Below are 18,279 nucleotides of genomic sequence, written 5' to 3'. Positions count from 1 at the left end.
GGCAGTGAAAGCCTTGTGTCCCGGGAGGAGGACGACGCCGTGGCGCTCGTGCGCGTGTACTGCGGTCTGGCCTCGGCGGATCCGGCCGACCGACCGGTCTCGGCCGGTTCGACGCTGACGTCCGCTGTGGTCGACGACGCAGGCCGTCTGCTGCATGTCTGCGAGATCGGCGACGACCCCGCTGGCTACGCCCAGCTGGTCGCGCTGCTCGTGGAGCGGTCGGGCGGGCCGAGCGGTGCGGCCATCGCCGCCGACAGCGACGACCACACGGTCACCTCGCTGCTCAGCGCAGCCGGTCGTCCACTGGCGATCGCCGACGACGACTCCGTCGACGACTTCGCCGAGCGGTTCGCCGACGACGATTCCCTGGAGGAGATGCAGTCGCCCCCGGCCGAGCGGCGCGCCGTCGGCCTGGCCCGCGCTTTGCAGGCCGGCGCCCTCTCCGCCGTCACCCTCCCGGCCCCCCGGGACCTCGCCGGCTACAAGCAGGTCCTCGCCGCGCACGCCGCCCTGGCCAGCGGGCGGCACTCCGCCGCCGTCGCGCTACGGGAGGTGCTCCGCGAGCTCTACCCGGCCGCGTTGCGCGCCTACCCGGACCCGGCCGAACCGGTCTCGCTGGCCGTGTTGGACGCGTTGCCCGAGCCCGGCATGCTGAACGGCACCGTGGGCCGCGGTGACGACGCCCCGACGCCCGCCGAGGCGGTCGCGAGGCGACTCGCCGCCGACGGGGTCGCCGACGCCGACGAACTCACCTCGGCGGTGACCGCACTGCGGGTGGCCATCAGCGAGACGCCCCGGCGCGCCACCGTCAACCGCGCGCTCACCACCGCCGTCGCCGACACCGTGCGGCAGGCCGTCGCCTCCGTCCGGGCCTGCGACGCCGGCTGCCAGGCCCTGGTCGGCGCGCTCAACGAGCGGGTGGGTGCCCCCGCCACGCCGGCCCCGGGCCGCCGCGCCGCGACCCGTCACGGCGAGCCGCTCGGCGAACTGCCCGGTCGCGCCCCCACCGGCGGCGCGCTGCCCGGCCTCAGCCCCACCGGCGGTGGCCTGCCCGGTCGCGCCCCCACCGGCGGTGTCCCGCGTTCCCTGCGGCCCGCCGAGCCCGAGCCGGCCCCGGGCGGTGGCCGCCGCAGCCGGCCCGAGCCCGTCTCCGGCGCGACGCCGCCTCCGGCCCCCCGGCCCCTCGGCCCACCGCCGGTCGCCCCGGCCCCCGTCACCCCACCCCCGGTCGCGCCGACGCCGGTGACGCCGGCCGCAGTCGCCGGCCCCCCGGTCTCCGCGCCCCCCTCGCGGGCCGGAGCGCTGCCGAGCCGGATCGACGGCCCGACCAACCGCCCGGTGTCCGCGCCGCCGCCTCCGCCGCCGGGGATCACCCCCATCGCCCCGGCACAGCGGGGCACGGTGCCGCCGGCCGAGGCGGGCGAGCCGTTCCGCCCCACGCTGACCACCGCGGCGATCCAGAACGCCCGCGCCGAGCGCCAGCGCACCGTGATCCCGCCGCGCCCGAAGACCACCTCCGAGCCGGCCCCGCCCACGGGCGGCTTCAGCGCCACCGATCTCAGCGTTCCCGTGCCCACGCCCCGACCGGGCCAGGGCACCACCACCTCCCCGGCGGCCGGCACGGAGTCCGCACCGCCCGGCTCGCGGGCGAACTGGCCGCTGGTCAACAACCCCGAGGGCCCGGCCGACAGTTCCGCCAAGAACCCGGTGGCGAACTCCTACGGAGACCGCGGTGGTCGCGGCGTCGACGCCCCGACCGATCCGGGTACGGAGCGCCGGGTCACCCCGCCCTGGCTGGCCGACGACCTGCCCCAGGAGCCCCCGGTGCTGCGGCTGGTCGAGCCGCCGCCGCTGGCCGACCGCGCGCTGCGCGCCGGGACGGGCCCGGCCGCCGACGCACAGCCCGAGACGCCCCCGCTGCGCCTGGTCGACCGCGAGGAGGCCGCTCGCAATGGCCGGCCGGCCCCCCGCGAGGAGCGGCCGGCGGCCCGTGAGGAGCGGCCGGCGGCCGAGTACCGCCCGTCGCCCCCGATGGAGCGCCGGCCCCCGCCGGTCCCCGACGAGGGCGACGGCGACCTGCTGATCTTCGCCCAGGCCAAGTCCGCCTGGTTCGTGGGGCACGACGACGACGGCGAGTCCGACCTGGACTGGTCGACCACCGCGGACACCGGCTGGCAGGCCGCCGAGCAGGCCGCCCGCCCGGCGGTCGGTGCCGAGACCACGGCCGGGTTGCCGAAGCGGGTCCCCCAGGCCAACCTCGTCCCCGGATCCCCGCTGCGCGACGAGCGTCCCCTGCGAATCGTCCGTGACGCGGCGAGCCTCGCCGAGAACACCACCGGCTACTTCCGCGGCTGGCGTCGCGGGCAGGAGATCGGCGGGTTCGCGGTGGGCGGCCGGCCCGGTCGGGAGGCCGCCGGCGGCTGGGACTTCACCCGTGACACGGGCGACCGCGACGACGACCGGGAATACGAGTACCGCTCCGCCGGCTACCGCTCCTGACCGCCGGGAAACCGCCTCCCACCTCGGTGTTCCTGCCCACACCCGGATAATTTGACGCCACATCGCGCCGGCCGGGAGCATACCGGCGGAACAGCCGGCGGCAGGGGTCGCCGGGTGGGAAGGCGACTCATGGCGACATCGGCAACCGGCTCCTCCGCGTTCACCCGCCGTGGTCTGCTGGCCGCGACGGCGGGCACGCTCCTGCTCAGCGCCTGCGGGCGCGGCGGGGCGGACGAGGGCGATCCCGTCACGACGGCCGCGCCGGGCGTCCAGGAGCTGCTGATCGGGGTCAGCCTTGAGCTGACCGGTCCCGGCGCCGCGCTCGGCGTGCTCCAGCAGCGGGCGTTGGCGATCACCCTCGAATCGCTCAACGCCAAGGGCGTTCCGATCGGCAACCTCCGCCGGACCGTACGGCTGGAGGTGCGGGACAACGCCGGCGACCCGGCGCTGGCTGCCCGGCAGGCCACCGCGCTGGCCCGCGACACCGGCGTACACGCCCTGGTCGGCGGGACCGTGGCCGAGACCTCGATGGCCCTGGTCGGGGTGGCGCAGAAGGAGCGGGTGCCGTTCCTCTCGCTCGCCTTCGGCGACGGGATCGTGCTGCCACTGGCACAGCGGACGTACGTCTACAAGCTGACTCCGGACGCCGGCGACATCGCCCAGCGGCTCGCCCGGCTCATCGCCTCGCAGCGGCTCTCCCGGGTGGCGTTGCTGGCCGCGGACGGCCTGCACGGCGAGTCGGGCGTACGGGCGGTGCGCGGTGCCCTGCGCACGGCCGGGGTGACGCTGGCCGCCGCCACCCGGCTACCCCGCACCGGAGAGGATCACCGTCGGGCGGCCCGCGCGGCGACGAAATCCCGCCCCGACGGGGTGGTGGTGTGGGCGACCGCCCCCGACTCGGCCGCCGCCGTCGGGGCGTTGCGCGGGGCCGGGTACGACGGGCCGGTGTTCCTCGACGCGGGCGCGGTCGCGGAGCAGACCCTGGAGGGCGGGAACGCGGCCCTCATGGAGGGTGCGTACGCCGTCCACCCGACCTCCCTGGGCGGGGCGATGCTCGCCAACACCACCATGTCGGCGTTGGACCGCAAGGAGTTCGTCTACCGCTACGTGCAGCTGCACGGCGGTTTCAGCGGCTTCGCCCCGTACGCGTCCGACGCGGTACAGCTGATCGCCGACGCGGCCCGGCTCTCGGCCAGCGTCGACCGTGGACGGATCCGGGCGTTCCTGCAGAACCAGGTCACCGAGGGAATGGCGGGGATGTACTCCTTCACCCCCATCCGGCACGGCGGCATGGACCAGGGCTCGCTGGGCGTCTACACCGTCAGCGCGGGCGCCTGGACCCGGGTTTCCTGACCCCCCGCCGCCGTCACCGGGCAGCGACGTGCGCCCGGTGGCGGCCGAGGCCGTCACCGGACGACGTCGCGTCGATCAGGCCGGTGCCACGGCGCGCGAGCGCCGCATGGTCAGCACGTACTCGACCAGCGAGATCAGCACGTGCTTCGTCGACTCCCGGTTACGGGCGTCGCAGGCCACCACCGGCACGTCACCGGAGATCGCGAGCGCGTCCCGGACGTCCTGCGGGTCGTGGTACTGCATCCCGTCGAAGCAGTTGATGGCCACCAGGTACGGCAGCCGCCGGTGCTCGAAGAAGTCGATCGCCGCGAAGCAGTCGGCCAGCCGGCGGGTGTCCACCAGCACGACCGCGCCGATCGCACCCCGGACCAGCTCGTCCCACATGAACCAGAACCGGGTCTGACCCGGCGTACCGAACAGGTACAGGATCAGGTCACGGTCGATCGAGATGCGGCCGAAGTCCATCGCCACCGTGGTCGTCGTCTTGCCCGGCACCTGCCGGGTGTCGTCGACGCCCACGCCGGCGGAGGTCATGATCGCCTCGGTCGTCAGCGGCGTGATCTCCGAGACCGAGCCGACCAGCGTCGTCTTGCCGACGCCGAATCCACCGGCGATAACGATCTTCGCCGACGTCACGCGCCCACTCGGGGTCGGCGGGCGGTGCGACATGTCAGAGCCTGCGAAGTCCACTCAGCACCCTCTCCAGCAGTTCAGTGCCCACCGCGTCGTCCGAGTCTTCCAGAATGGTCGGCTCGTGGACCGCGACCAGGCCGTCCGTCGCCATGTCGGCGATGAGCACCCGGGCCACACCGAGCGGGAGCTGCATCCGCGCCGCGATCTCGGCGAGCGACTGCACACGTCCGTCACACAGCGCAGCAATGTACTGGTGCTCGCGGCCCTGACCGCCGTTGCCATTGGCAGCGGCGCGACCGCGCACCGTCGTCTCGACGAGCGCCTCCAGCGCGATGTCGAGGCGGGGGCGGGTACGACCGCGGGTCACGGCGTATGGACGGACCAACGCCCCGGTCGGTTCGTCACGATCGACCATGTCGCCGCTCACCTCCCTCGCACCCGGCACCGGCTCCGGATGGAGCCCGTCGTCGTTGTCGTCGTCGGCCCGCCGACCTCACGGGTCAACGGGTCGTCAGCCCAGCATGCCCGCAGCCGCACGTGGCTGCGGGGTCAACGCGTCGCCGACCCGGTCGACCAGCAGGGCCATCTCGTAGCCGACCTGCCCCACGTCACAGCTGCGGGCGGCGAGCACCGCGAACGACGAGCCGTCCGAGATCGACATCAGGAACAGGAAGCCATTGTCCATCTCCACCACTGTCTGCAACACCGCGCCTCCCTCGAAGCAGCGGGCCGCACCCTGGGTCAGACTGACCAGGCCGGACGCGATCGCGGCCAGCTGGTCCGCCCGGTCACGCGGGAGGTCCCGTGACGACGCGAGGAGCAGTCCGTCCGCGGAGACGGCGACCGCGTGCGCGACACCGGGCACCCGGTCGGCGAAGTTGGCCAGCAGCCAACCGAGATCCTGCGTAGTTGTCATCGTTCTTGCTCCTTCTGCCCGCTCCCGGCCATCGGGCCTGAGCCAGACTGCGAGGATTGCTGCCCTCCCGGAGTCGCCTCCGGGCTGGTCGTGTCCGACGGGTTCGTACGCCCCCGCTGCACGCCCCGATGGTAGGCCGAGAGGAGGCCGCGGACACCCTCCGGCGTACGCCGCTGCACCGAGGTGGTGGGCTTCTCCACCGCACCGGGGACCAACTGCGCCATCGGGGTGCGCTTGGGCAGCCCCGTCGTGGTGGTCGCCGCGACGGGCACCTCGGTGGCCGCCGAGGCGGCGCGCCACCCGTCGTCGGCCGCGGTCTGCCAGCCGGCCGTCTGCTGCTGGGAGGGCCGGCGGTGACCGAAGCTGTCGGCGACGCCGGGGCGGGCACCCCCGTTGACCGTCGATCCGTTCTCGCGCGGCGCTCCCCCGGCCGCCGGAGTGTCTGCCATCGGTGCGTTACCTGTCGTCCCGGGTGGTGTCGGCTGCACGGCCCGACCGCCGGCGTCGTCGACCCGGGCGAACTGCTGGGTCTCTCCACCGTCGATCGGCGTCTTCGCGGCGGCCGGCGCCGCCTCCTCCGGCCCTGGGCGGCGGGTACGGAACCAGGCCGACTCGAGCTCCCGGAAGATCGGCAGCTCCATCGTCTCGTCCGCGTACCGCTGCCGGTTCTGGGCCGGCGGCATGGTCGGCCGCGTCTGCGGGGCGGCCGGCGCGGGAGCCGGGGCGGCCGGAGCCGGCGCGCCGGAGCGCGGCACCCGCGGCAGTTCGGTGGTCATGTCCAGCGCTGCGGCCAGACGCTCGGGCACCGGCGGGGTCGCCGTGTCACGGTCCCCACCGGCGACCGGCGGCCAGGCCGGCGGCGGCGGTGTGCCGGGGCCCTGACGCTGGGGCAGCGGGCCGGTCGGCGGTGCCGAGACCGGCGGACCGGAGTACGGCGCGGCCGAGACCGGCGGACCGGAGTACGGGTGGCCGGAGACGGGCGACGCCGAGACCGGCATGCCGGAGACCGGCGGGCTGGACACCGGCGGCGCGGAGTAGGGCATCGGCGGGGTCGACACCGGCGGGCCCGCGTAGGGCACGGGCGGCGCGGAGACCGGCGGGACGGAGTACGGCCGGGCGTCGGGGGCGCTCGGCAACTGCCGCGGGACCGCCTGCTGCTGGCCCGTGGCGTCCTGGTCGTTCTCCGACCGCCGCTGCGGCAGCGGGTCGACCGACTGGGCGCCGGACGTGCGGGGCTGGAAGGCCTCGCCGCCGTCGAAGCCGCTGGCGCCGGTCAGGTCGGACCAGGCCGGCACCGAGCGCGCCGCGCCGGCGCCGTTGCGCGGCGCCGGGTCGAACGGCCGGCCGCCCAGGGTGACCTGGTTGCCGGACTCGCCGGAGCGCTGCGTGGGCATCGGGTTGCCGGGGCCGTTGCCGAGCGCCGGCGGCGCGCCGAAGGCCGGGGCGGGGCCGGGCGACCGCGGCCCGGGCGGCGGCAGCGCGAGCGACGACTGCGGGCGGCCGGAGAGCGCCCGGGGCACGAGCACCGAGGTCGGCATGACCACCTCGGCGACGGTTCCCCGGTCGGTGCCCGGACGCAGCTCGACCTTGACGCCGTGCCGGGACGCCAGCCGGGCGACCACGACCAGGCCCATCATCCGCGAGACGGCCACGTCCACCTGCGGCGGCGTGGCGAGCCGCTCGTTGAGGTCGTGGAGCTGATCGGGGCTGATCCCGATGCCCCGGTCCTCCACGTAGAGCGACGCGCGGTCGCCGACGCGCCGGGCCTCCACCATGACGTGCGAGTCCGGCGGCGAGAAGGCGGTGGCGTTGTCGAACAGCTCGGCGACCAGGTGGACCAGGTCGTTGACGGCGTGCGCCGCGACCTCGATGTCCCGGTCGATCACCCCGAACTCGATCCGGGTGTAGTGCTCGACCTCGGACTGGGCCGCCCGGAGCACGTCGATCAGCGCGGCCGGCTCCCGCTGCACGCGGGTGGAGTCGGCACCGGCGAGCACCAGGAGGTTCTCGTCGTTGCGGCGCATCCGGGTCGCCAGGTGGTCGAGCTGGAACAGCTCGGCCAGCCGGTCCGGGTCCTCCTCGCCGCGCTCCAGCCGGTCGAGGTGCCCGATCAGGCGGTCGACCAGGATCTGCGAGCGGCGGGCCAGGTTGACGAACATCGTCGCGACGGACGCGCGCAGCGCGGCCTGCTCGGCTGCGGTGCGGACGGCCTCCAGGTGGACCGCGTTGAACGCCTCGGTCACCTGGCCGAACTCGTCCTTGCTGCGCACCGGCAGCGGCTCGGCGATCTGGTTGGCGAGCTGCACCGGGGAGAGCTGACCGGTCACCTTGGGGTCACGCAGCCGGGCCACGGCCTGGGGCAGGCCGTACTGGGCGATGGAGAGGGCACCCTGACGCAGGTCGCGCAGGGAGCGGGCCATCGAGCGGGCGACCAGGTAGGCGAAGAGGATCGCCAGGAGCAGCATGCTGAGCAGCAGGCCGGTCTCCAGGAACACCTGGCGCTGCACGTCCGAGCGCAGGTCCTCGGCGCCGGCGATGACCTCGCGGTCGATCTTCGACTCGACCGTGCGGATCAGCTTGGCGTTGGCCACCATCGCCGCGTCCCACTGGTCCGCGTCGAACGGGGCGCCGGTCAGGCTGTCGGCGGTGGTGATGCCGTTGAGCCAACTGTTGTAGGTGTTCGCCTCGCGCAGGTCGGGGCCGGCGACCACCTGGGCGTAGTACTCCTGCTCCGACTGGCTGGCCACCACCTGGAAGCTCTGCAACCACTGGCTGGAGCCGGTGCTGGTGGCGATGTACTCGTTGCGCAGGTTCGGGGTGAGCCGCTGCTGGATGAAGGCCCGGTGCACCACGTCCCGGCGGCGGGACAGGAACTCCTTGTTCCGGGCGGTGGCGGTCGCCGCGCGCATCTGGTCGCTGAGCTCGTTGTCGCCGGCGAGCTGGGTGGCCGAGTCGCGGATGCTGATCAGGTCGTCGATGAGGCCGTCGTACGCCTGCATGGCCGGGACGAGCCCGAGCTTGCCGTTGAAGACCTGGCTGCGGGTGCCCGGCAGGTCGATCAGCGTCTGGTCGATCTCGCCCAGCAGGCTGTCCAGGTTCGCCGGGAGGTCCTCGACCTCGGCCCGCTGCTGGGAGTACGGCCCCTTGGCCTTGTCGACGCGGGCGTTGGCCTGCTCGTACGCCTGCTTGTAGCGGGCGTTGTCCTGGTTGCGCGGCACGCCCAGCAGGCGCAACGCGTTGGTCCGCTCGTCCTGGAGGGTGTCGACCAGGTCGCCCGAGTAGCCGACGAGGTTGGCCAGGTCACCTGCCCGGTTGGCGTTGTTGAGGGTATCCAGGTGGTCGACGAGGCCGCTGGTGCCCACGACCACCGTGGCGATGGTCGGCACGATCATGATGAGACCGAGCTTGGACCAGATCGGCATGTCGCGGAGCCGACCGGTCGGCCGGCGCAGACGCGACAGGAAGGAGCCCGCCGCCTTTGGCCGTTTGCTCACGTCACCGCCCTCGCGAATTCTGGAACTGCGTTGCCCCTGGACAACGCCCAGCGGCCGACCCCACGGGCCGGACCATCCGAGATTCCATCACGCCACCTGCGAAAGAGAAAGCCCAGGCCGGCCGCAGCCGGAGGTGTGATGAGATGTTGATGCAATTTGATAGCAATCCGTCTGGCCGGAGTCACTGAAGGTAATGAAGCACCCCTATCGCGTTGTCCTGCTCGCCGGCCCTTCCGGGTCCGGAAAGTCGTACATAGCACAGCGAACCGGCCTTCCGGTGCTCTGCCTGGACGACTTCTACAAGGACGGTGATGACCCTACGTTGCCGCGACAAAACGGTCTGGTGGATTGGGAGTCGCCGCGCTCCTGGGACGCCGCGGCAGCCGTGGAGACGATTACCCGGTTGGCCAGGGAGGGCAAGGCCGATGTGCCGGTTTATGCGATCGGTGCGGACCGACGGGTGGCCACCCGGCCATTCGAGGTCGCCGGTTCGCCACTTTTCGTGGCTGAAGGGATCTTCGCGGCCGAGATCGTCGAGGAGTGCCGCCGACGCGGGGTGCTCGCCGGGGCGTACGCCCTGCGCCGGCCCCGGGGGGCGACCTTCGTCCGCCGGCTGGCCCGTGACCTGGCCGAACAGCGCAAGGCGCCCCGGGTGCTCGTGCGCCGCGGCCTGGCGCTGCTGCGCACGGAGCCGGCGGTGCTGCGGCGGCAGACCGGTCTGGGCGCCGAGGCGGCCCGGGCGGGCGAGGTGCTGCGCGCGGTGGCCGGCCTGCTCGCCGGCCACCCGCACCGCTGACCACCCGGCATCGCAGTGCGCGACCGGGTCGTCAGCCCAGCAGCTTGCCGTACGCGGGCTTGATCACCTCGTCGATGATCTTCAGCCGCTCGTCGAACGGGATGAAGGCGCTCTTCATCGCGTTGATGGTGAACCACTGGAGCTCCTTCCAGCCGTAGCCGAAGGCGTCCACCAGCAGGGCCATCTCCCGCGACATCGAAGTGCCGCTCATCAGCCGGTTGTCGGTGTTGACCGTCACCCGGAACCGCAGGTCCCGCAGCAGCCCGATCGGGTGCTCGGCGATCGAGGGGGCGGCACCGGTCTGCACGTTCGAGGACGGGCACAGCTCCAGCGGGATCCGCTTGTCCCGCACGTACGCGGCCAGCCGGCCGAGGACCGGTTCCGGGCCGGCGGCGATGTCGTCCACGATCCGCACCCCGTGGCCGAGCCGGTCCGCCCCGCACCACTGGATCGCCTGCCAGATCGACGGCAGGCCGAACGCCTCGCCGGCGTGGATGGTGAAGTGGAAGTTCTCCCGCTGGAGGTACTCGAAGGCGTCCAGGTGCCGGGTGGGCGGGAAGCCCGCCTCGGCGCCCGCGATGTCGAAGCCGACCACCCCGGCGTCCCGGTGCCGGACGGCCAGCTCGGCGATCTCCTGCGACCGGGCGGCGTGCCGCATCGCGGTGAGCAGGGTGCCGACCCGGATGGGGGTGCCCGCCTCGGCGGCCAGCGCGCTGCCCTCGGCGAAGCCGGCCAGCACCGCCTCGACCACCTGGTCCAGGGTCAGGTCCCGCTCCAGGTGCTGCTCGGGGGCGAACCGCACCTCGGCGTAGACCACCCCGTCGGCGGCCAGGTCCTGCGCGCACTCCCGGGCGACCCGCCGCAGGGACGACGCGGTCTGCATGACGGCGACGGTGTGCGCGAACGTCTCCAGGTAGCGCTCCAGGGAGCCGGAGTCGGCCGCCTCGACGAACCACCGGCCGAGCGCCTCGGGGTCGGTGGTGGGCAGTTCGTGGCCCACCTCGGCGGCCAGTTCGACGATCGTCGCCGGCCGCAGGCCGCCGTCGAGGTGATCGTGCAGCAGTGCCTTCGGGACCTTGACGATGTCCTCGTAACGGATTGTCGCGACCATGCTCAGACCCTAGTCGGCCACGCCGGGCGGGCCGACGGGGCCGGCGCGGAACGGCTATCGGCGTGCCGCCGCGCCGGCACCGGCCCCCGCGCCGGTCAGGGACGCCAGCCGTACAGCCGCTCGACGGCGAGCCGGAGCACCAACCTGCCGTCGGCGACCATGGCCGCCCGGTAGTCCGCCCAGTCGGGGTGTTCGCCGCGGATCCGCCGGTAGACCTCCACCAGCTCCTCGACGGTGCCGTCGTCGGGCGCCGCCGCCGGTGGGGTGAGCGTGACCACTCCCTCCGCGACCGCGTAGGCCCCGCCGTCGGCCGTGGTGACGTGGAAGCTGGCCCGGGGGTCCCGGCGCAGGTTGCGCACCTTGGCCCGGTCGGCCGTGCTGGAGCAGCGAATCAGGCCGGGCTCCGCGAGGAAGTCGAGGTTGGACAGCTGGGGCCGGCCGTCGCGCCGCAGGGTGACCAGCACGCCCCGGCCGCGCTCGCCGAACAGCTCCCACAGCCGGGCGCTCACGCCGGCACCCGCAGCGGGGCGAGGGCGGCGGTCAGCCTGGCGACCTCGTCGAGCATCACCTCGGCGGCGGCGGCGCGCGCCGGGTCCGGCACCAACTCGCCCGCGTCGTCGAGCGCCTCCCGCAGGAACACGGTCACCGCCTCGTTGACCGGCACCATCTTGAGGGTGGTGACCACCTGCTTGATCATCTGTACCGCGCGCAGGCCGCCGGAGGTCATGCCGTAGCTGACGAAGCCGACCGGCTTGTACCGCCATTCCGCGTAGAGGTAGTCGATCGCGTTCTTCAACGGGGCGCTGAAGCCGTAGTTGTACTCCGGCATGACGAAGACGAAGGCGTCCCCGGCGGCGACGGTGCCGCTCCACTCGCGGGTGTGCCGGTGCAGGTAGCGCCCCTCGGAGGGGTGCTGCGGCTCGTCGTGAAAGGGCAGGCCCACCTCGGCGAGGTCGACGAGGCGTACGTCGTCGAAGGCGCCGTGGGCGGCGGCGATCGCGGTGAACCAGTCGCCGATCCGGCGGCCCACGCGGCCGGGTCGGGTGCTGGCGACGATGACGGTCAGGCAGGGCATGGCGGTGTCGCTCCTGTGGTGACGGGCCGGCTCGGGGTCGGCACGGTGAACTTCGGGATGAGGTGGTGGGCCAGGGGCCCGATGCTGACGGCGAAGAGAAGGGTGCCGGGCCCCACGGTCCCGCCGAGCGTCCAGCCCAGCGCGAGGACGCCGAGCTCGATGGCCGTGCGTACCCGCCCGATCGGCACGCCGCGGGCGGCCAGCCCGGTCATCAGGCCGTCGCGCGGCCCGGGCCCGAGGCCGGCCCCGAGGTAGAGGGCCGTGGCGAGCCCGTTGAGCAGGATGCCGGCGACGAGCAGGCCGATCCGGGCGGAGAGCGGGGTCACGGACGGCAGCAGGGCGAGCGCGGCGTCGGCGGTGACCCCAACCACCACCGCGTTCGCGAGGGTGCCGAATCCGGGGCGCTGCCGCAGCGGGATCCAGAGCAGCAGCACGGCCACCGCGACCAGGTTCACCACCTGACCGAGGGGCACTCCGGTCCGTTCGGCGAGCCCCTGGTGCAGCACGTCCCAGGACGCGAGGCCCAGGTCGGCACGGACCATCAGGGCCACGCTGACGCCGAACAGCACGAGGCCGCCCAGCAGGCGGACCATCCGTCCCGGCAATCTGGTTGACATGTCACCCACCATAGGGAGCCGGTTGATGACATGTCAACCAGATGGCTACGATGGCCGGCATGGAGCGACCACACTGGCTCGACGAGCGGGAGCAGAGCGCCTGGCGGGGATACCGGCGGATGCGCCGCCTGCTCGACCTGGAGCTGGCCCGCGAGCTGATGCGGGACGCGGGGCTCTCCGAGCCCGACTACGACGTCCTCTCCGACCTCTCCGAGACGCCCGACCAGCGGCTGCGGCTCAGCGAGCTGGCCGACCGGATGCTCTGGTCGCGCAGCCGGCTCTCCCACCACCTGACCCGCATGCAGCAGCGCGGCCTGGTCACCCGCGAGGAGTGCGCGACCGACGGGCGGGGCGCGGTCGTCGCGCTCACCGCCGAGGGCCGGCGCGCCGTCGAGGCCGCCGCCCCCGGTCACGTGGCGGCGGTCCGCCGGCACCTCATCGACCTGCTGAGCCCCGACGAGATCGCCGCGCTGGACGCGCTCACGCACCGGGTGGTCGACCACCTCACCCGATGCGGAGAATGAGCCGGTGGACCCCGAGCGCGAGTGCGACGACGACCACCGCCGGGTGCGCGCGGTGCCGACCCACCCGGGCGCCTGACGTGGACCCCCGCGTCGTCGACCGGCTCCGCTGCCCGGTCTGCGCCCAGCCGCTGGCCGAGGTCGCCACCGGCGGCGCCGGCGCGCTGCGCTGCCCGCGCCGACACAGCTTCGACGTGGCCCGCCAGGGCTACGTCAACCTGCTCGCCGGCCGCGCCCCGCACGCCGGGGACACCGCCGAGATGGTGGCCGCCCGCGCCGACTTCCTCTCCGCCGGTCACTACGACCTCGTCTCGGCCGCACTCGCCGCCGCCGCCACGGAGGCCGTGGGCCACCTGGCGGCTCCCCGGCGCCTGCCGAGCGGAAACCAGGCCGGGGCGCGCGTTGACGGGACGTACCCCCTGGTGGTGGATGCCGGAGCGGGCACGGGCCGGCACCTCGCGGCGGTGCTGGCGGCGCTGCCGGACGCCGTGGGTCTCGCCCTCGACGTGTCGAAGCCGGCGCTGCGCCGGGCCGCCCGGGCGCACCCGCGCGCGGCGGCGGCGCTCGCCGACACCTGGCAGCGGCTACCCCTGGCCGACGCGGGCACGGCCGTGCTGCTGAACGTCTTCGCGCCGCGCAACGGCGCGGAGTTCCACCGGGTCCTCGACCCGGCCGGGTCACTGCTGGTGGTGACGCCGGCCGCCGACCACCTCACCGAACTGGTCGGTGTCCTCGGCCTGCTGCGGGTCGACCCGGCCAAGGCCGACCGGGTCGCCGAGAGCCTGGGCGGGCACTTCACCGAGGTGACGGCGGCCGAACACCGGCGGGAGCTGGCGCTGACCGGCCCGGAGGTCGCGACGCTGGTCGGGATGGGCCCCAGCGCCTGGCACACCGACCCGGCCGGGCTCGCCGCCCGGGTCGCCGCCCTCGCCGAGCCCGTCCGGGTCACCGTCGCGGTTCGGCTGACCGTCTGGCGCCCGACCGAGGTGTAAGGAGGGGACCCTTCCTCTACCTCAGACGTTAGGAAGGTGCCCTTCCTAACACCGCAGGCCGGGTCAGGTGGAGAGGTCGACCTCTTCCCAGCCGGGAGGCTCGTCGTGGTACGGCCCGCGCAGCATCACCGCCCACTCCAGGGCCCAGCGGCGCTGGCCGATCGCGTTGGCGTCGACCAGCCCGGGCGGCGTCCGACCGGCCCGCTCCGTCTCCAGGTACGCCCAGTCCAGGCAGTAGTGCAGGTCCAGCAGGGCGGCCGCGTCGGCCGGGTGCTGCGGTGCGGTGAGGATCCGGGCCCGCCACTGGCCGAAGGTCTCCCCCTCCGGGATGTGCGGCATCCGCTCCACCAGCCGCTCGTCCACCGGCAGCGTCGGGTCGAGCTGCTTGGTCAGACCGAGCACCCAGGCCAGGGCGAAGAGCGCGTCGTGGTGCAGCACGAACGACCGGTGGTCGCCCTTGCCGCCGGTCACGAACTGGAACTCCGGCGGCGTGACCGTGTCGACCAGGTGCGAGGCGAGCAGCCAGCTCATCGCCGCCTGTGGTGGCATCCCGAAGCAGCGGGCCAGGATCAGGTGCAGCACGGCGATGCGGGCCTCGATCTCCACCGTGGGGCGGAGCTCGACCTGGTCGCCGGGCTCCCACACGAGCGGGAACTGGGCGGGCGGCAGCGGGAGACGCAGCCGGGACAACTCGTCCAGGCTCGCCTCACGCACCTCCCGTGGATCGGGGGCAGGTACGGTCACGGCGGAAGATCCTGTCTGCTCGCGACGACTCGGCGCCGGTTGTCCCCCCTTGGCCAGGGAGGATAGCGCTCCGAGCGGGCGGGCACCATGCCACCCCGGCGACCGCCGCGCTCAGCCGATCCGCTCGATGACCAGCGGCGTCGCGGTGGGTGCCGCAGGCGCGATCCGCACCGCCCGCGCCGCGTCGTCCCGCGCCGCCGGGATCCGGGCGGCGTCCTGCGCGCGCAGCTCGTAGAGCGGGTCGCCCGCCCGCACCGCCTCGCCCGGGCGCCGGTGCAGCACGACGCCCGCCGGCACGCTGACCGGGTCCTCCTTGCGGGCCCGCCCGGCACCGAGCCGCCACGCGGCCACCCCCATGGCGTACGCGTCGACTGCCGCGACGTAACCGTCCGCCTCGGCGCGGACCACCTCGACCTCGTTCGCGGTCGGCATCGCCGCGTCCGGGTCCCCGCCCTGGGCGCGGATCATCGCCCGCCACGAGTCCATCGCCCGGCCGTCGCGCAGGGCGGCCTCCGGGTCGGCGTCCGGCAGCCCGGCCGCGTCGAGCATCTCGCGGGCCAGCGCCAGGGTCAGCTCGACCACGTCGGCTGGGCCGCCCCCGGCGAGCACCTCGACGGACTCGGTCACCTCGACGGCGTTGCCGATGGCCAGGCCCAGCGGGGTGGACATGTCGGTGAGCAGGGCGACCGTACGCACGCCGTGCGCGCCGCCCAGCTCGACCATCGTCCGGGCCAGCTCGCGGGCCTGCTCGACGGACTTCATGAACGCGCCGGAGCCCACCTTCACGTCGAGCACCAGCGCACCGGTGCCCTCCGCGATCTTCTTGCTCATGATCGAGCTGGCGATCAGCGGAATGGCCTCGACGGTTCCGGTCACGTCGCGCAGCGCGTACAGCTTGCGGTCGGCGGGGGCGAGCCCCGCGCCGGCCGCGCAGATCACCGCGCCGACGTCGCGGAGCTGGGCGGTGAACTCGTCGTTGCTCAGCGCCGCCCGCCAGCCCGGGATCGACTCCAGCTTGTCCAGCGTGCCGCCGGTGTGCCCGAGGCCCCGGCCGCTGAGCTGCGGCACGGCGGCGCCGCAGGCGGCGACCAGCGGGGTGAGCGGCAGAGTGATCTTGTCACCGACGCCGCCGGTGGAGTGCTTGTCGACGGTCGGCCGGTCGACGGCGGCGAGGTCGAGCCGCTCCCCGCTGGCGATCATCGCGGCGGTCCACCGGGCGATCTCGGGTGCGGTCATGCCGCGCAGCAGGATCGCCATGGCCAGCGCCGACATCTGCTCGTCGGCGACCACCCCCCGGGTGTACGCGTCCACCACCCAGTCGATCTGCGCGTCGGAGAGCACACCCCCGTCCCGCTTCACCCGAATGACATCGACCGCCGCAAACCCACTCATCACAAAGGATCTCTCTCGTCGTTATGGCGATACCGGCACGCGGACCGCGCCCACCGAGGGATCGGGACGGCCGTGCCCGGCGGAGGGATCAAGCCTGACCGCCCGGAGCCGGGCACGGTCGGCCCCAGCCCTAAGCTCAACCCGCCCAGCGGGCAGGGATCTCCATCGGCGGCTCCCCCTCGCCGGCCCAGAAGATCGTGCCCGAGGCGTCCACCACCACCACCCGGGGCGTACGGGCGAGGCCCCAGGCGATCGCCTCCGCCGCTTCGTCCCAGCTCGGGCCCTCCTCCAGCACGCCGGTCTCGGCGCCCTCGTCGTCGCCCGCGGACCGCTCCCAGTAGGCCGTCCAGACCTGCTGGCCGGCGGAGAGGTCGGGGTGCACGAAGACGGTGCCGCGTCCACGCCAGGCGGCCAGCCGATCCGGCACCACGGGCACCGGGGACTCCCCCGTCACCGCCTCCAGGTCGGCCACGTCGAACGCGTGCGGCAGCAGTTCGGCCATCCGCAGCGGCCCAGAGCTGGCCTCGACGAGGCACTCCGGCCCGCCCTGCTCCCAGAGCAGCTGGCGGCACCGGCCGCACGGCATCAGCGGCTCGCCGGTGGCGTCGACGCAGGACAGGGCCACGATCCGGCCGCCGCCGGTGGCGTGCAGCGAGGAGACCACCCCGCACTCGGCGCAGAGCACCACGCCGTACGCGGCGTTCTCCACGTTGCAGCCGACCACCACCCGGCCGTCGTCGACCAGCGCGGCCGCCCCGACCGGGAACTTCGAGTACGGCACGTACGCGTGCCGCATCACCTCGGTGGCGGCGGCCCGCAGCCGCTCCCAGTCGATCTCCATGTGGTACTCCCCGTCAGCCCTTGATGTACGGCTTGCCGTCGGCGGCCGGCGCCCGGACCCGGCCGACCAGCCCGGCCACCGCCAGGATCGTCGCCAGGTAGGGCAGCATGGCCAGGAACTGGTTCGGGATCACACTGTTGATCGCGCCCAGGTAGGTGGCGAGCTGGTCGGCGAAGCCGAAGAAGAGCGCCGCGAGCAGCGCCCCCGTCGGGCTCCACCGGCCGAAGATCAGCGCGGCGAGGGCGATGAAGCCCTTGCCGCCGATCATGTTCTTGGTGAACGAGTAGAGCGCCAGCGTGTACGACGCGCCGCCGATACCGGCGACCACCCCGGCGAGCAGCACGTTGCGGTAGCGCAGCCCGAGCACCTTGACGCCCAGGGTGTCGGCGGCGGTGGGGTGCTCGCCGACCGAGCGGGTGCGCAGGCCCCACCGGGTGCGGAACAGCGCGATGTGGATGACCAGCACCAGCAGCAGGCCGAGGTAGAGGAAGATGTTGCCCCGGAACAGCGCCGGGCCGAGCAGCGGGATGTCCGACAGCAGCGGGATCTCCCAGTTGCTGAACCGGGGGGCGCTGTTGTATTTCTGCGCGTTGGTCTGCATCAGCCGCTCGTAGAGGAAGCCGGTGACGCCGACGGCCAGCAGGTTGAGCACGATGCCCATGACGACCTGGTCGACCAGGTAGCGGATCGAGAAGACGGCCAGCAGCAGCGAGATGAACGCGCCGCCGACGGCCGCCGCGACCAGGCCCACCCAGATGTTGCCGGTGAGGCTGCCGAAGAGCGCGCCGCTGAAGGCGCCCATCAGCAGCTGCCCCTCGATGGCCACGTTGACCACGCCCGAGCGCTCGCAGAGCACACCGGCCAGGGCGCCGAAGATCAGCGGCAGGGCCAGGACGAACGTGCCCCGGAGGATGTTGACCAGTGGCATGAAGTTCTGCCCGGCCGGCGCGTCGGAGACCTGCCAGCAGAGGAACGACAGCACGAAGCCGACCAGGCCGACGCCGAGCACGAGGGTGAACCAGCGCTTCGGCAGCCCGGCGAGCATCGCGACGCCGGCGGCGACCGCGAGGAGGCCGAATCCGATCGCGCCGACCGTGCCGTGGATCTCGAGCGCGGCGCCGGCGGAGTCCTCGCTGAGGGTGAAGCGGGCCTGCTCGCCGGTGGCCAGCGCCCCGAACAGCACCGTCGCCAGCAGGCCGAGGGCGAGCAGCACGGCGCCGACCTTGCGGGTACGGGTCCAGAAGCCCTGGTCGACTCCGGCGACGGCGACGTCTTCGACAGCCATGGTGGACATG

Annotated in this window: 17 protein-coding genes; 5 read left to right on the top strand and 12 right to left on the bottom strand. The window is 73.9% G+C overall.

The features are described 5' to 3' along the window. The first annotated feature begins 15 nt into the window (after positions 1 to 15). Together KBX06_RS24575 and KBX06_RS24570 are read left to right on the top strand one after the other, a co-directional pair. The gene (locus KBX06_RS24575) at positions 16 to 2,499 is read left to right on the top strand and encodes a transposase (RefSeq protein ID WP_210839098.1); all 2,484 of its coding nucleotides are present in this window, start codon (positions 16 to 18) and stop codon (positions 2,497 to 2,499) included. Between the two features lie 129 nt (positions 2,500 to 2,628). After that, positions 2,629 to 3,852, top strand: coding sequence for an ABC transporter substrate-binding protein (locus KBX06_RS24570; protein ID WP_210839096.1), 1,224 nt, complete (start codon positions 2,629 to 2,631; stop codon positions 3,850 to 3,852). Between the two features lie 75 nt (positions 3,853 to 3,927). Here KBX06_RS24570 and KBX06_RS24565 read toward each other — a convergent pair whose 3' ends face one another. The 4 genes from KBX06_RS24565 to KBX06_RS24550 form a co-directional block, all read right to left on the bottom strand. Continuing rightward, positions 3,928 to 4,521, bottom strand: a complete 594-nt coding sequence (locus KBX06_RS24565; protein WP_089002065.1) for an ATP/GTP-binding protein — start codon at positions 4,519 to 4,521, stop codon at positions 3,928 to 3,930. Position 4,522: 1 nt separating this feature from the next. Continuing rightward, positions 4,523 to 4,900, bottom strand: a complete 378-nt coding sequence (locus KBX06_RS24560; protein WP_210839134.1) for a DUF742 domain-containing protein — start codon at positions 4,898 to 4,900, stop codon at positions 4,523 to 4,525. Between the two features lie 96 nt (positions 4,901 to 4,996). Continuing rightward, entirely contained in the window at positions 4,997 to 5,401 is a 405-nt protein-coding gene (locus KBX06_RS24555; RefSeq protein WP_067370442.1) for a roadblock/LC7 domain-containing protein, read from the bottom strand. Beyond that, positions 5,398 to 8,895, bottom strand: coding sequence for a sensor histidine kinase (locus KBX06_RS24550; protein ID WP_210839094.1), 3,498 nt, complete (start codon positions 8,893 to 8,895; stop codon positions 5,398 to 5,400). Before KBX06_RS24550 ends, KBX06_RS24555 begins: the two co-directional genes overlap by 4 nt. A 502-nt stretch (positions 8,896 to 9,397) precedes the next feature. Between KBX06_RS24550 and KBX06_RS28080 the strand changes: the two genes are divergently transcribed. Continuing rightward, positions 9,398 to 9,691: a hypothetical protein gene (locus KBX06_RS28080; protein WP_247686597.1), complete on the top strand. Its 294-nt coding sequence runs from the start codon at positions 9,398 to 9,400 to the stop codon at positions 9,689 to 9,691. Positions 9,692 to 9,722: 31 nt separating this feature from the next. Here KBX06_RS28080 and KBX06_RS24540 read toward each other — a convergent pair whose 3' ends face one another. From KBX06_RS24540 to KBX06_RS24525, 4 genes are all read right to left on the bottom strand, one after another. Next, on the bottom strand, positions 9,723 to 10,802 hold the full coding sequence (locus KBX06_RS24540; RefSeq protein ID WP_210839090.1) for an adenosine deaminase: 1,080 nt from the start codon (positions 10,800 to 10,802) through the stop codon (positions 9,723 to 9,725). 95 nt (positions 10,803 to 10,897) lie between these two features. After that, positions 10,898 to 11,311, bottom strand: coding sequence for a PPOX class F420-dependent oxidoreductase (locus KBX06_RS24535; RefSeq protein ID WP_210839088.1), 414 nt, complete (start codon positions 11,309 to 11,311; stop codon positions 10,898 to 10,900). Next, on the bottom strand, positions 11,308 to 11,877 hold the full coding sequence (locus tag KBX06_RS24530; RefSeq protein WP_210839086.1) for an NADPH-dependent FMN reductase: 570 nt from the start codon (positions 11,875 to 11,877) through the stop codon (positions 11,308 to 11,310). The genes KBX06_RS24535 and KBX06_RS24530 overlap by 4 nt, the downstream gene beginning before the upstream one ends. Further along, entirely contained in the window at positions 11,865 to 12,494 is a 630-nt protein-coding gene (locus KBX06_RS24525; protein ID WP_210839084.1) for a YitT family protein, read from the bottom strand. Before KBX06_RS24525 ends, KBX06_RS24530 begins: the two co-directional genes overlap by 13 nt. Before the next feature lie 59 nt (positions 12,495 to 12,553). Between KBX06_RS24525 and KBX06_RS24520 the strand changes: the two genes are divergently transcribed. Further along, the gene (locus tag KBX06_RS24520) at positions 12,554 to 13,018 is read left to right on the top strand and encodes a MarR family winged helix-turn-helix transcriptional regulator (protein ID WP_210839082.1); all 465 of its coding nucleotides are present in this window, start codon (positions 12,554 to 12,556) and stop codon (positions 13,016 to 13,018) included. Between the two features lie 77 nt (positions 13,019 to 13,095). Next, the gene (locus tag KBX06_RS24515) at positions 13,096 to 14,007 is read left to right on the top strand and encodes a putative RNA methyltransferase (RefSeq protein ID WP_210839080.1); all 912 of its coding nucleotides are present in this window, start codon (positions 13,096 to 13,098) and stop codon (positions 14,005 to 14,007) included. 63 nt (positions 14,008 to 14,070) lie between these two features. Here KBX06_RS24515 and KBX06_RS24510 read toward each other — a convergent pair whose 3' ends face one another. The 4 genes from KBX06_RS24510 to KBX06_RS24495 all read right to left on the bottom strand — a co-directional run bounded on the left by KBX06_RS24510 (position 14,071) and on the right by KBX06_RS24495 (position 18,278). Further along, a complete protein-coding gene (locus tag KBX06_RS24510) occupies positions 14,071 to 14,751 on the bottom strand; it encodes a DUF4272 domain-containing protein (protein ID WP_210839078.1) in 681 nt (226 codons plus the stop codon). Positions 14,752 to 14,862: 111 nt separating this feature from the next. Beyond that, positions 14,863 to 16,143: a thymidine phosphorylase gene (locus KBX06_RS24505; protein WP_210839076.1), complete on the bottom strand. Its 1,281-nt coding sequence runs from the start codon at positions 16,141 to 16,143 to the stop codon at positions 14,863 to 14,865. 136 nt (positions 16,144 to 16,279) lie between these two features. Next, positions 16,280 to 16,984, bottom strand: a complete 705-nt coding sequence (locus tag KBX06_RS24500) for a cytidine deaminase (protein ID WP_210839074.1) — start codon at positions 16,982 to 16,984, stop codon at positions 16,280 to 16,282. A 13-nt stretch (positions 16,985 to 16,997) separates the two neighbouring features. After that, the gene (locus KBX06_RS24495) at positions 16,998 to 18,278 is read right to left on the bottom strand and encodes an ABC transporter permease (protein WP_210839072.1); all 1,281 of its coding nucleotides are present in this window, start codon (positions 18,276 to 18,278) and stop codon (positions 16,998 to 17,000) included. Position 18,279: the final 1 nt, after the last annotated feature.

This window comes from Micromonospora sp. C31, from assembly GCF_018070575.1.
In the GTDB taxonomy this organism is placed as follows: domain Bacteria; phylum Actinomycetota; class Actinomycetes; order Mycobacteriales; family Micromonosporaceae; genus Micromonospora.
Note: the sequence above shows the minus strand (reverse complement) of the source record. Positions and strands in the feature narration are given on the sequence as shown.